Source organism: Spirillospora sp. NPDC052269 (assembly GCF_040679435.1).
In the GTDB taxonomy this organism is placed as follows: Bacteria; Actinomycetota; Actinomycetes; order Streptosporangiales; family Streptosporangiaceae; genus Spirillospora.
Genome location: NZ_JBFAUU010000005.1, coordinates 1 through 12,832 on the forward strand (window position 1 = coordinate 1; position 12,832 = coordinate 12,832).

Below are 12,832 nucleotides of genomic sequence, written 5' to 3' on the forward strand. Positions count from 1 at the left end.
GGGGGGTGTGTCCCTCTCCTCTCCCCCGCCGCCCCCCCCCCCCCCCCAACCCCCCCCCCCGACGGCGCCCGGGGAACACGAAGGCCGCGTCGCGGACAGTGCGACGCGGCCTGAGGGTCCGGTGAACCGGACCTGGGGCCCCGTGTGGGCCCGGCGAACGGAGGGGAGGGGTCAGACGGTCTCGCGGACGATGTCGGCGCCCAGCTGCGAGAGGCGCTCGGCGGTGTGCGCGTGGCCCCGGTCGAGGTAGTAGGCGGAGGTGATGCTCGTCTCGCCCTCGGCGGCGAGCCCGGCGAGGACGAGCGCGGAGCCGCAGCGCAGGTCGTGCGCCTCGACCTCGGCGCCGCGCAGCGGGGTCACGCCGTTCACCTTGGCGCGGTTGCCGTCGACCTCGATGTTCGCGCCCATCCGGGCGAGCTCGCCGGCCAGCTTGAAGCGGCCGTCGAAGATGCGCTCGTAGATGTAGGACGGGCCGTCCGCCAGGCAGGACAGCGCCATGATCGGCGACTGCAGGTCGGTGGCGAAGCCGGGGTACTCGTCGGTGATCACGTTGATCGGACGCAGCGTCCGGTCACGCCGCACCTGGAGGACCGCGCCCTCCTGGTGGAACTCGACGCCCATCTGCTCCAGCTTGTCGGCGGCGACGCCGAGGTGCTCGAGGTTGGCGCCGACCAGCGACAGCTCGCCGCCGGTGATCGCGGCGGCCATCACGAAGACGCCGGCGTCGATGCGGTCCGGCATGACGGTGTGCTCGACCGCGGTCAGGCTCTCGACGCCCTCGACGGTGATGAAGCCGGTGCCGTCACCGGTGATCTTGGCGCCCATCGCGCGCAGGAACTCGATGTTGTCGAGGACCTCGGGCTCCAGCGCGGCGTTCTTGATCAGCGTGGTGCCCCGGGCGAGCGCCGCGGCCATGATCAGGTTCTCGGTGCCGGTGTGCGACGGGGTGTCGCAGTACAGCGTGGCGCCGCGCATGTCGCCGGCCTTGATGTGGATGGCGCCGTCGCCGTTGTCGTCGACCTGCTCGGTGACGGTGGCGCCCATCCGCTTGAAGCCGTTGTAGTGGAAGTCGAGGTTGCGGCTGCCCAGGTTGCATCCGCCGACGCCCTCGATCACGGCCTCGCCGAGCCGGTGGAGCAGTGCCGGGACGAACAGGAACGAGCCGCGGAACCGGGACGCGATCTCGGCCGGAAGGACGGGGTTGTCCAGCGAGGACGCGTCGATAACCAGCGTCCGCTCGGCCTCGTGCAGTTCGGCCTTGGCGCCGATGGCGCGGGCCAGTTCCACGGCGCGGCGCACGTCCTCGATGATCGGGACGTTGCGCAGCACCGTGCGGCCCTCGCCGGCCATCAGTGAGGCGCCGATCATCGGCAGGACGGCGTTCTTCGCGCCCTGGACGAAGACGGTGCCCTGCAACCGCCGACCGCCGCGCACGCGGTAGCGGACCTCGTGGCCCATGCTCATGCCGTCTGACTCCTTAACTGCGGGTTTCGGTGCCTGTCGGACGCGGGAGCGGGTCGGCCCGTCCCGTCCGGTCGCCGTTCCGGGCGAGCGGGACACGAGGTCTGGGGGAGGTCGTGCCCCCTCGTGGACGCAGCCCCAGTAAACCACCGAGGCGGGTGTGTCGTGTCCGCCTCGCCGCCCGTCGCGTTCCCTTGATCGTTGAGACCCCGGATCTTCCGCCAAGGTTCGCGCGGATCTGCGTAAAGTGATCATTCATGGACGAGAGCCCTGGCTGGACCGCCATCGACGAAGCCCTGCGAACGCGTTACGAGGGCGTCGAACCGCGGCACTGGGGCACGGTCATCTCCTACCGGCTGGGCGGCCCGGATCCGCTGGACGGCGTGAGCGCCTACCCCCGCGACGGCCACTGGCACTACGTCTCGTACGGCATGTCCGAGCTGTACGAGAAGGAGGCCGTGAACCTCGACGAATCGGGCTGGGGCTTCGAGTTCACGTTCCGGCTGGCCCGCCCGGACGGCGAGGACGAGCCGCCCGTCTGGCCGGTCAACCTGCTGCAGAACCTCGCCCGGTACGTCTACTCGTCCGGCAACTGGTTCGCGCCCGGACACCACATGGACGCGAACGGCCCGATCGCCGCCGACCGCGACGACTGCACGCTCAGCGCGCTGATCTTCGCCGAGGACCCGGAACTCGGAACGATCGACACCCCCAACGGGCGTGTCCAGTTCCTGCAGCTCGTGGGCCTGACGGAGGACGAGTACGAGGTCTCGCGAAAGTGGAACTCCGAGGCCCTCACCGAGCTGCTGGCGGCCCGGATGCCGCTGCTGGTGTCCGACATCACCCGGCCCTCGCTGCTCGACGACCCGGAGGTCGCCGAGGCCGTCCGCGCCGGGATCGAGGCGGACGGATCGACCAGCGGAGCCCTGTTCGTGCCCGGGATCGGCTGGTCCCGCGACGGCGGCGGGATCCGGCTGCGGATCGGCGCGCTCCAGTCCGAAGGCGTCGCCGAGACCCTGCCCGGACGCCTTCCCCACGGCCGTGACCTGCTGCTTCAGGGGGACCACACGATGGTCGTCCTCGTCCCGGCGGACGGCGAAGCCCTCCTGGTGGAGGAACTCGACAAGGGGAACCTCGCCCTCGGCATCCCCGCCACCGCGCTTCCCGCCCTGATCGAGACGCTCCGCCCGGAGGCGGGCGTCCGCGCCGTCCCCGGCCTGGACGGCTTGGTCGTCGAGGTCGTCCAGACCGTGATCCGCGACCAGTACGGCAACCCCACCGACAAGACCGTCGGCTGACGCGCTGAGGCCGGGCGCGGCTCCCCGGCCTCAAGGGCCGTTCCGCTCGCGCTCTACAGCGGGTGGACGTTCAGTCCGCTCGACACGTCCACCCGCGACTCCTCCACGACGCCCAGGGCGTCGAACCCGCTAGCTCAGAGCTTCGAGGCGCTCGAACATCGGCGCCAGCCGCGCCACGAACCGCTCGGGACGGCACACCTCGTCCAGGCGCGCCTCGTCCAGCGCGAGCCCGGCCTCGGCGGCGTGCACGCGCAGCGTCTCCCGGAACGGGACGCCCGTCTGCCAGGTCTCCATCGCGGCCTTCTGGACGAGCGGGTACGCCTCGTCGTCGCGCGACATGCCCGCCTCGACCAGCTCCAGCAGGACGGTCGAGGTGTAGATGAGGCCGCCGGTCGAGTCGAGGTTGACGCGCATCCGGTCGGCGTCCACGACCAGGCCGGACATCAGCCGGTTGGTCAGGTTCAGCATGTAGTCGAGCGCGCTCGCCGCGTCCGGGAGCGCGATCCGCTCGGTGGACGAGTGGGAGATGTCGCGCTCGTGCCAGAGCGGGATGCCCTCCATCACCGGGACGACCTGGGCCCGGACGATCCGCGCCATGCCCGCCAGCCGCTCCGACATGATCGGGTTCTTCTTGTGCGGCATGGCCGAGGAGCCCTTCTGGCCCTTGCCGAACGGCTCCCACAGCTCGCGGACCTCGGTCCGCTGCCCGTGCCGGACCTCCAGCGCGACGGCCTCGAGCACCGTCGCCATGATCGCCAGGGCGGACGTCCACTCGGAGATGCCGTCCCGGATCACGACCTGCGTCGACACGTCGGCGGGCTGGAGACCCAGCTTCTCCGCGACCGACCGCTCGATGGCCGGGTCGATGTTGGAGTAGGTGCCGACGGCGCCGGAGATCGCCATCACGCCGACCGCCTCGCGGGCGCGGCGCAGCCGGTCGCGGGACCGGGCCGCGGCGAACGCGAAGTCGGCGACGCGGTGGCCCCACACGTCCGGCTCGCCGTGGATGCCGTGCGTCCGGCCGACGCGCAGGGTGTCCCGGTGCGCGAGGGCGTGGTCGCGCAGGGTCGCGACGAGCGTGTCGGCCTTGGCGAGCAGGATGTCGGTGGCCTCGACGAGCTGGAGCGCGAGCGCGGTGTCCAGCAGGTCGGACGAGGTCATGCCGAAGTGGACGTACCGGGCGGCCTCGCGGGGCTCGGTGTTGTCGGCCCACGCGGACAGGAAGGCGATCACGTCGTGCTGCGTGACGGCCTCGATCGCGTGCACGGCGTCGGGCGTCGGCGGCGCGGCCTTGCGGATCGGCTCCACCACCTCCGCCGGGATCGTCCCGGCCTCGGCGTGCGCCTCGACCACGAGGGTCTCGACCTTGCACCAGAGCTCGTACTTGTGCGCGTCGCTCCAGACGCGCCCCATCTCGGGGAGGGTGTAGCGTTCGATCACCCTGCCATTCTGGCAGCTCGCCGCCCATGCCCCGGGCCCGGACCCTCCCGTCCGGCCGCTTTGGCGGAGGCCGTTCGGGCTGAGGCGGGTCCTTCGTCAGGCCGAGGCGGGTTCCGTCCGGCGGGCGCGGACGGTGTGCTCGGCGAGCTGGGCCGCCGCGAGGACGCCGGTGAGCGCGGCCAGCCCGACCGCCGCCGACCAGTGCGCCAGCGGCACGCCGATCACGCAGGCGAACGCCGCCGCGATCCGGATCCGGGACGGTCCGATCCCGAGGATCCGCCGGAACCAGGCGTCGCCGAGCAGGAACAGCGCCGTGCCCCCGGCCAGCGCGAACGACGGCGCGTACGGCAGTGAGTTCCACGAGTCCGCGACGGTGCTCTTCACGCCCGCCGCCAGGACGATGATCCCGACGATCAGCGGGATGTGCGCATAGAAGTATCCGGACATCGTCATGTTCGCCCGTTCCGCCGGGTCGGCCTCGGTCAGCGCGTGCTCGGCGTGCGCGTCGTCCCGGGAGAAGTAGGTCCACCAGACGGCGGCGGCGAGGGCGAGGCCGAGCAGGACGGTCGCGATCAGCCCCGCGGTCAGCTTCTGGTGCTCGGCGCCGACGCCGACCGCGACCACCGACTCGCCGATGGTGATCATGACGAGCAGGCCGTGCCGCTCCACGATGTGCCCGGGGCGGATGTCGAACCGTCCGCCCGGCGACACGATGTGGGGCTGCACGATCGGGACGACCAGGGCCAGCGTCCACAGCACGTAGACGGGCGTGCCGTGCCCGAGCGCCCCGGCCGCGATGATCAGCACGGCGGCGAGCAGGTTCGCCGGGAGCACCCGGAAGATGTGCGTGTTGGCCTGCGCGAACAGCACGACGTGCGCGAGCACGAGGATGAGGTACCCGAGCCCCCACACGACGCCGCCGGTGCCGAACCCGCCGGGCGTGGCGAGCGCGATCATGAAGAACCCGCCCATCCCGGTGAGGACGAGCATCCGCCGCCCGACCGTGGTCGGCGGGGTCATGTTGGTCAGCCAGGCGTACCCCGCGTACATCCACCACAGCACGCCGAACATGAGCACGACCTCGGCCAGCCCGCGCAGGGTCATGTCGTGCGCGAGCACGCCGGTCAGCTGGGTGATCGCGAACACGAACACCAGGTCGAAGAACAGCTCCAGCGTCGTGACCCGGTACTCCCCGGGCTCGGACGCGTCCCCCGGCCCGGCCACGTCTCCCGGCCCGGACGGCCCGTCCGGCTCCACCACCGCCATGGGCGGCCTCTCTTCAAGGGTGTAATGAAGTAAGCATGCATTGTGCCGTGTCCGCCGGACGGCGAAAAGCCCGGCGCGGAGGGTTCCGTGCCGGGCTTTTCGCTCGCGTTCCCGGAGGATCAGCCTTCGATGGCCTTGAGCGCGATGTCGGTGCGGTGGTGCGAGCCGCGGAGGTCGATCTTGCTCGCGGCCTCGTACGCGGCGGTGCGCGCGGCCGCCAGGTCCGTCCCCCCGCCGACGACGCTGAGGACGCGCCCGCCCGCCGAGACGAGGTTCCCGTCGGCGTCCAGGGCGGTGCCCGCGTGGAGGACGTAGGCGTCCGGGACGGCGTTCGCCGCGTCCAGGCCGGTGATCACGTCGCCCTTCGCCGGGGCCGCCGGGTAGTCCTCGGCCGCGATGACGACCGTGACGGCCGACCCCGTGTGCCAGGAGAGCTCCTGGTCCGCGGGCAGCCCGCCGAGCGCGCACGCCTGCAGCAGCCCGCCGAGCGGGGTGGCCAGCCGGTCCAGGACGACCTGGGTCTCCGGGTCGCCGAACCGCGCGTTGAACTCGATCACCCGGACGCCGCGCGAGGTCAGCGCCAGGCCCGCGTACAGGACGCCGACGTACGGCGTCTCGCGGCGGCGCAGCTCGTTCACGGTGGGCCGGATGACGGTCTCCATGACCTCCTCCACCAGGCCGGGCGGGGCCCAGGGGAGCGGGGTGTAGGCGCCCATGCCGCCGGTGTTGGGTCCGGCGTCGCCGTCGTAGGCGCGCTTGAAGTCCTGCGCCGGGACGAGCGGGACGGCGTCCTGCCCGTCGCAGAGCGCGAAGAGCGAGACCTCCGGGCCGTCCAGGTACTCCTCGATGACCACGCGGTCGCAGGCCTCGGCGTGCTTCAGCGCCTCGGCGAGCTCGTTGGTCACCACGACGCCCTTGCCCGCGGCGAGCCCGTCGTCCTTGACCACGTAGGGCGCGTTGAACTCGGCGAGCGCGGCCTCGGCCTGGCTGAGGGTCTCGCACACGCGGGCGCGCGCGGTCGGCACCCCGGCGGCCTCCATGATCTCCTTGGCGAACGCCTTGGAGCCCTCGATCCGGGCGGCGGCCTTGTCGGGCCCGAAGCAGGCCAGGCCGGCTTCGCGTAGCGCGTCGGCGACGCCCGCGACGAGCGGGGCCTCCGGGCCGACGACCACCAGGTCGGCGGCCAGCCGCCGGGCCAGCTCGACCACGGCGGTCGGGTTCAGCATGTCGATCGCGTGGTTCGCCGCGATCTCCGCCGTCCCGGGGTTGCCGGGGGCGCAGTGCAGGGCGGTCACGGACGGGTCGCGATGCAGGGCGCGGGCGAGCGCGTGCTCGCGGCCCCCCGATCCAAGGACGAGTACTCGCACGTCGGGGAGCTTAACGGTCCCCCTCGGCGCCCGCTGTGACGAGGGTGACATACGGTCACGTCAACCTCTCGGTTGTCTGACGCGTCTTAAATGTCGCTGGTAGCCTGCAGGGGTTGTGGCCTCGTGTCCGCGAAAGGAGGTGGTCGGGATGATTCCTGGCGATACGTGCAGTACGTCGGAGAACCCTCACAGTCCGAGCCGGACTGACCGTCCGACCGCCTCTTCAAGGCGTCCGGCCACGCCCTCGCGCTCCTCGCCCTGATCGGCGGGTAGAGCGCGCTCGCGTGTTGTGGCCGGGGGTTAGGAGCACCTCATGGCCATGACCCGGGTCCGCCCCACGCGGGCGACGATGTCCCTCTTCAAGCCCCGTGGGCGCGTTCAGTCGTCCACCGGGCCGTCCTGTGTCCGCGACAGCGCGGTGATCGACTGGGCCGCCTACATCGACGGGCACCGCGTGTGCACCGACTCGGTGGACGACGCCGTCCGCCTCGTCCGGGACGGACGGCTCGAGCCCGCCGGGTCCGGCGAGGACAGCGCCGGGTTCGTCTGGGTCGGGCTGCACGAGCCGTCGGCCGCCGAACTCCAGGAGATCGCCGAGGTCTTCGGGCTGCACCCGCTCGCCGTCGAGGACGCGATCCACGCCCACCAGCGGCCCAAGCTGGAGCGGTACGACGACGTCCACTTCCTGGTGATGAAGACCGTCGGGTACGTCGAGCGCGACCCCGAGGACGGCGAGGTCGTCGAGACCGGCGAGATCATGGTCTTCGTCGGCGCCGACTTCGTGGTGACCGTCCGGCACGGGGAGCACGGCGGGCTCAGCCCGGTGCGGCGCCGCCTCGAATCCAACGCCGAGCGGCTCGCGCAGGGCCCGGCGGCCGTCGTGCACGCCGTCACCGACCACGTCGTGGACGGCTACACCGCCGTCGCCGACGCCATCCAGGAGGACGTGGACGAGGTCGAGGAGGCGGTGTTCTCCCCCGAGCGCACCGACGAGTCGCGCCGCATCTACCGGCTCAAGCGCGAGGTCATCCAGCTCAAGCGCGCCGTCGGGCCGCTCGCGGGCCCGGTGCGCAGCCTGTCCGGACGGCGGTTCGTGCCGACCGAGATCAAGGAGTACCTGCGCGACGTGGAGGACCACCTCACCCGCGTCCGCGAGCAGGTGGAGTCCTTCGACGAGCTGCTGAACCCGATCCTGCAGGCGCACATGACCCAGGTCACCGTCGCCGACAACCAGGACATGCGGAAGATCTCCGCCTGGGGTGCGATCTTCATGGTGCCGACCGCGATCGCCGGGATCTACGGCATGAACTTCAAGTTCATGCCGGAGCTCGCATGGCGGTACGGCTACTTCATGATCATCGGCCTGATCGCCTCGATCTGCCTCAGCCTCTACGTCGGCTTCCGCCGCAACGGCTGGCTTTGACCTTCCGGCAGGGCCTCCCGGTAGGGCCTTTCGGGTCAGGCCGGGAGGAGCGCGGGCGCGGGGACGGGCAGCCCTCGCGCGCGCAGGACGGCGCGGAGCCGGTCCGGGTGGTCGGTGACGATCGCGTCCACGCCGAGATCGGTGAGGCGGCCCATGTCGATCGGGTCGTTCACGGTCCACGTCGTGACCGGCAGGCCGAGCGCCTGGGCGTCCTCGACCAGCGCGGACGTGACGAGGTCGTGTTCGGGCGACAGCACGGTCGCGCCCGCGGCGAGGGCGACGCCGACCGGGTCCTCCGGCGGCATGCCCGCCAGCCAGTCCGTCCCGGGGAGCAGCGTCTTCCGCTCGACCAGCGCCACCCGTCCGGCGCCCGGGGCGAACCGGGCGGCCGAGGCGAGCACCCGCCAGTCGAACCCCAGCAGCCGTGACCGGGAGGTCAGGCCGTGCGCGTCCAGGACCTCGGCGACACCGGCCGTGAGGCGGTCGATCGCGCGGGGCCTCCAGCCGGGGTCGGTCTTCAGCTCGACCGCGAGCCCGACGTCCGGGACGGCCCCGAGCAGCGTGCACACCTCGTCCAGCGTCGGCAGCGGCGTGCCCGGCACGGAGCGCTGCGTCGCGGTGAACGCCAGCGGCGTGCGGACCCCCGCGTCCACCGTCCTGACCTGCTCGAACGTCAGCTCGCGCAGCCTGCGGCCGACATACGGGAACAGCGGGTCGCCCGCCGTGGCCGGGGCGGTGTCGGAGAGGTTGCCGGGCGACAGCATCTGGTCGTGGTTGCAGACGACCACGCCGTCGGAGGTCAGGCCGACGTCGAACTCGATCGCGTGGACGCCGAGCTCCAGCGCGTGCGCGAACCCGGGCAGTGTGTTCTCCGGGCGCAGCCCGCGCGCGCCCCGATGACCGTGGATCTCCACAGTCCCCCCGAAATACGTCACGGCCGAAACCTACCGGGCGGCCCCTATCCCGCGATGGACGATCGGTGAGATGCCGTTGAACGGTTTGGGACCGTCAGGAACGAAACCCGCCCCGCCTGGAACGGTTCCGGCCCGTCTGGAGTTGGCCCGGCCCGTCTGGAAGCGGGCCCGGCGGCCTGGAACAGATCCGGGCGCCCCCGCTTCCGCGGAGACGCCCGGAAAAGGGTTTGGGACACCGGGACCGCCTCAGGACGGCCCCGACCCGGCTACCGCGGCCTCAGGAGACCAGGGAGCGGAGCTGGAGGGTCTGCTCGCGGCCCGGGCCGACGCCGATCGCGGAGATCGGCGCGCCGGACAGCTCCTCCAGCTTCCGGACGTACGCCTGGGCGTTCTTCGGCAGGTCCTCGAAGGTCGTGGCGCCGGTGATGTCCTCCTGCCAGCCGTCGAAGTACTCCAGGACGGGCTTGGCGTGGTGGAAGTCGGTCTGGTTCGCGGGCAGCTCTTCCACCCGCTCGCCGTCGATCTCGTAGGCGACGCAGACCGGGATCCGCTCCAGGCCGGACAGCACGTCCAGCTTGGTGAGGAAGTAGTCGGTGATGCCGTTCACCCGGGTCGCGTAGCGGGCGATCACCGCGTCGAACCAGCCGCAGCGGCGGTCGCGGCCGGTGGTCACGCCGTACTCGCCGCCGGTCGTGCGGAGGAACTCGCCCCACTCGTCCAGCAGCTCGGTCGGGAACGGGCCCGAGCCGACGCGCGTCGTGTAGGCCTTGAGGATGCCGATCACCTTGGTGATCTTCGTGGGGCCGATCCCGGAGCCCGCGCACGCGCCGCCCGCCGTCGGGCTGGACGAGGTGACGAACGGGTAGGTGCCGTGGTCGATGTCGAGCAGCGTGCCCTGCGCGCCCTCGAGCAGCACGACCTTGCCGTCGTCCAGCGCCTTGTTCAGCACCAGCGTGGTGTCGGAGACGTACGGCCGCAGCCGCTCGCCGTAGGCCAGGTACTCCTGGACGATCGGGCCGGTCTCGATCCGCCGCCGGTTGTAGACCTTGGTCAGGACCTGGTTCTTCTCGCGCAGCGACAGGTCGAGCTTCTGGGTGAGGATGTTCGGGTCGAACAGGTCCTGCACCCGGATGCCCATCCGGTTGATCTTGTCGGCGTACGCCGGGCCGATGCCGCGGCCCGTGGTGCCGATCCGGGCCTTGCCGAGGTACCGCTCGGTGACCTTGTCGAGGGCCCGGTGGTGGGGCATGATCAGGTGCGCGTTCGCCGAGATCAGCAGGCGGTCGGCGGAGACTCCGCGCTCGGCCAGCCCGTCGATCTCCTGGAGCAGCACGGCCGGGTCGATCACGACGCCGTTGCCGATGACGGGCACCACGTCGTCCGACAGGATTCCGGACGGGAGCAGGTGCAGGGCGTAGCTCTTGTCGCCGATGACCACGGTGTGGCCGGCGTTGTTGCCACCCTGGTAGCGGACGACGTAGTCGACGTCGCCACCCAGCAGGTCGGTGGCCTTGCCCTTGCCCTCATCTCCCCATTGGGCTCCGACAAGAACGATGGCCGGCATGCCACTTATCCTTCCCACGACGAAGGCCCCTGATCGCAAGTGCGAAGGGGCCTCTTGCGATCAAATCGTACCCGCAGCGGGGAGCCGAAGAAACCGCACGTCGTGGCGCAGGGGGCCGAAAGCCCGCTGGGACGGGCTCAACCGGGTTTTACTTTGCGTTCTCCGCCAGCACCTTGGCGGCCGTCTCACTGCTGTCCCGGAGGAAGGTCCGGCAGCGCTCGGCCTCGGCGTCCTCGCCGATGGCGGCGGCGGCGCGGCCCAGCGCGTGCAGGCAGCGCAGGAAGCCGCGGTTCGGCTCGTGCTCCCAGGGAACCGGCCCCTGGCCCTTCCAGCCCGCCCGGCGCAGCTGGTCGAGGCCGCGGTGGTAACCGGTGCGCGCGAACGCGTACGAGTCGATCACCCCGCCCCGCGCGAACGCGCGGTCGGCCAGCTCGGCCCACGCGCCGGGGAACTCGGGATGGCGCGCGGCCACCTCGAACGGATCGACGCCGTTCTCCAGGGCCTCACGGGCCTCGGGGTGGTCCGGGAGTTCGGTCGGTGGCGGCCCGCCGAGCAGGTTCTGGGTCATGCCGGTCATCGTAGGTGGGAGGGCCCGGCCGCCAACAACCCGGGTCACCCTCCCGTCGAGGTTCCGGTCGGGACCGGAACCGGGAGCCCCGGTGCGGACGAGGCCAGTGCAAACGGGGCCGGTGCGGACGGGGCCGGTGCGGGGGCGGGCGTCGCGGCGGGCAGGTGGAAGGTCGAGGTCTCGCCGCTCCGGACGGACCGGGCCGACGGCCAGGTGTGCCGGATCAGCGCCACCGCGCCGGTGTTGGCGCTCACGACGTCCGCCCGGAACGCGGTCACTCCGCGCCGGACGGCCAGCGGCAGCAGCAGGCGTGTGAGCAGGCCGCCGAGGCCGTGCCGCTGCCATTCGTCCGCGACGAGGACGGCCACCTCCGCCTCGTCCGGACGGGACGCCACGCGCGCGTACTCGGCGATCCCGACCATCGTGTCGTCGCGGAGCGCGACCAGGGCGTCCCGGTTCCAGTGGTCGAGCCGTCCGAGCGTCGCCACGTACGTCTCGGGGACGCGGGGCGTGCCGGAGAAGAAGCGCGTGTAGAGGCTGCCCCGGGAAAGCGCGCCGGACATGCGGCGCAGCCGGGCCTCGTCGCCGGCCCCGAACGGGCGGATCCGGAGGTCCGCGAGATGCGGCACTGTAAGTTGCTTCACAAAACCCATTGCACAGCAATGAGTTGCGTCAGACAACCCTTTCAGGGAGTCGGCCTGCGTCGGATCGTCGGCCGGTCGGGTCAGGCCGCTGGCGTGCCGGGGCCGGAGTGCATCTCCACGTCGGTCGGGCCGAGGGCCTCGCCACAGGAGCCGCAGGTCATCCGCGAGGTCAGCGCACCGCCGCAGCCCTTGTGCAGGATCAGCGCCGGCGGGCCGTCCGGGGCGTAGTGCCGGTCACCCCACAGCAGCAGCGTCATCATCGCGGGCCAGAGCTCGACGCCCTTCCGGGTCAGCCGGTACTCGTACCGCTCAGGCCGCTCCTGGTACCGGACGCGCCGCAGCAGCCCCTCCTCGCACAACCGGGACAGCCGGTCGGTGAGGACGTTCCGCGCCACTCCCAGGGCCTCCTGGAAGTCGTCGAACCGGCGCACGCCTTCGAACGCGCTGCGGATCACCAGCAGCGTCCACCGGTCGCCGACGATCTCCAGAGCGCGGGCGATCGAGCAGTTCTGGTCCTCGTACGTGCGGGGGAGAGCCACGCACCGAGCCTATCCGGGCACGCCCTCACCCGAACGGCCTCGAACCGGCGGATCCGCACGGATGCGCCGGGCGGACCGTCCGAAAAGTCGAGCGGCCCCTCCCGCCCGCCGAACGGATCGTCCGAACCCCAACGGGGAAACGCGGACGGGAACTCGCGCACGGCCCGGCCGCGCGAAGAACGCCTCGGCGGCGGACCCCCGACGGCGGACCCCCGACGGCGGACCCCCGACGGCGGACCCGCGACGGTGGAACCGCGGGGGGGGAGAGAGAGAACCGCGGAAGGGGAGAGCGCGGAGGGGAACGCGGACGGGGCCCGGCGCGTGGAGGCGGCCGGGCCCCGTCGGCGG

At 72.0% G+C, this 12,832-nt stretch carries 11 protein-coding genes; 2 read left to right on the plus strand and 9 right to left on the minus strand.

What is annotated here, in order from left to right:
* Nucleotides 1–171 precede the first annotated feature (171 nt).
* On the minus strand, nucleotides 172–1,458 hold the full coding sequence (murA, locus tag AB0L06_RS11435; RefSeq protein WP_500231308.1) for a UDP-N-acetylglucosamine 1-carboxyvinyltransferase: 1,287 nt from the start codon (nucleotides 1,456–1,458) through the stop codon (nucleotides 172–174).
* 260 nt (nucleotides 1,459–1,718) lie between these two features.
* Here murA and AB0L06_RS11440 point away from each other — a divergent pair, with 260 nt between their 5' ends.
* The gene (locus tag AB0L06_RS11440) at nucleotides 1,719–2,759 is read left to right on the plus strand and encodes a suppressor of fused domain protein (protein ID WP_500230867.1); all 1,041 of its coding nucleotides are present in this window, start codon (nucleotides 1,719–1,721) and stop codon (nucleotides 2,757–2,759) included.
* Nucleotides 2,760–2,888: 129 nt separating this feature from the next.
* On the opposite strand, the gene purB is transcribed toward AB0L06_RS11440, so the two are convergent.
* From purB to purD, 3 genes are all read right to left on the minus strand, one after another.
* Nucleotides 2,889–4,199, minus strand: coding sequence for an adenylosuccinate lyase (gene purB, locus AB0L06_RS11445; protein ID WP_500230868.1), 1,311 nt, complete (start codon nucleotides 4,197–4,199; stop codon nucleotides 2,889–2,891).
* Nucleotides 4,200–4,295: 96 nt separating this feature from the next.
* Nucleotides 4,296–5,465 (minus strand): low temperature requirement protein A, encoded by a 1,170-nt coding sequence (locus AB0L06_RS11450; RefSeq protein WP_500230869.1) that lies wholly within the window; start codon nucleotides 5,463–5,465, stop codon nucleotides 4,296–4,298.
* 119 nt (nucleotides 5,466–5,584) lie between these two features.
* Nucleotides 5,585–6,832, minus strand: a complete 1,248-nt coding sequence (purD, locus tag AB0L06_RS11455; RefSeq protein WP_500230870.1) for a phosphoribosylamine--glycine ligase — start codon at nucleotides 6,830–6,832, stop codon at nucleotides 5,585–5,587.
* Nucleotides 6,833–7,145: 313 nt separating this feature from the next.
* Here purD and corA point away from each other — a divergent pair, with 313 nt between their 5' ends.
* Nucleotides 7,146–8,255: a magnesium/cobalt transporter CorA gene (gene corA, locus AB0L06_RS11460; protein WP_500230871.1), complete on the plus strand. Its 1,110-nt coding sequence runs from the start codon at nucleotides 7,146–7,148 to the stop codon at nucleotides 8,253–8,255.
* 35 nt (nucleotides 8,256–8,290) lie between these two features.
* On the opposite strand, the gene AB0L06_RS11465 is transcribed toward corA, so the two are convergent.
* The 5 genes from AB0L06_RS11465 to AB0L06_RS11485 all read right to left on the minus strand — a co-directional run bounded on the left by AB0L06_RS11465 (nucleotide 8,291) and on the right by AB0L06_RS11485 (nucleotide 12,484).
* A complete protein-coding gene (locus AB0L06_RS11465; protein WP_500230872.1) occupies nucleotides 8,291–9,190 on the minus strand; it encodes a glycerophosphodiester phosphodiesterase family protein in 900 nt (299 codons plus the stop codon).
* Between the two features lie 256 nt (nucleotides 9,191–9,446).
* Entirely contained in the window at nucleotides 9,447–10,733 is a 1,287-nt protein-coding gene (locus tag AB0L06_RS11470; protein ID WP_500230873.1) for an adenylosuccinate synthase, read from the minus strand.
* A 148-nt stretch (nucleotides 10,734–10,881) separates the two neighbouring features.
* On the minus strand, nucleotides 10,882–11,310 hold the full coding sequence (locus AB0L06_RS11475; protein WP_500230874.1) for a DUF3151 domain-containing protein: 429 nt from the start codon (nucleotides 11,308–11,310) through the stop codon (nucleotides 10,882–10,884).
* A gap of 35 nt (nucleotides 11,311–11,345) precedes the next feature.
* Nucleotides 11,346–11,945 (minus strand): GNAT family N-acetyltransferase, encoded by a 600-nt coding sequence (locus AB0L06_RS11480; RefSeq protein ID WP_500230875.1) that lies wholly within the window; start codon nucleotides 11,943–11,945, stop codon nucleotides 11,346–11,348.
* A gap of 80 nt (nucleotides 11,946–12,025) precedes the next feature.
* Nucleotides 12,026–12,484 (minus strand): winged helix-turn-helix transcriptional regulator, encoded by a 459-nt coding sequence (locus AB0L06_RS11485; protein ID WP_500230876.1) that lies wholly within the window; start codon nucleotides 12,482–12,484, stop codon nucleotides 12,026–12,028.
* Nucleotides 12,485–12,832 lie beyond the last annotated feature (348 nt).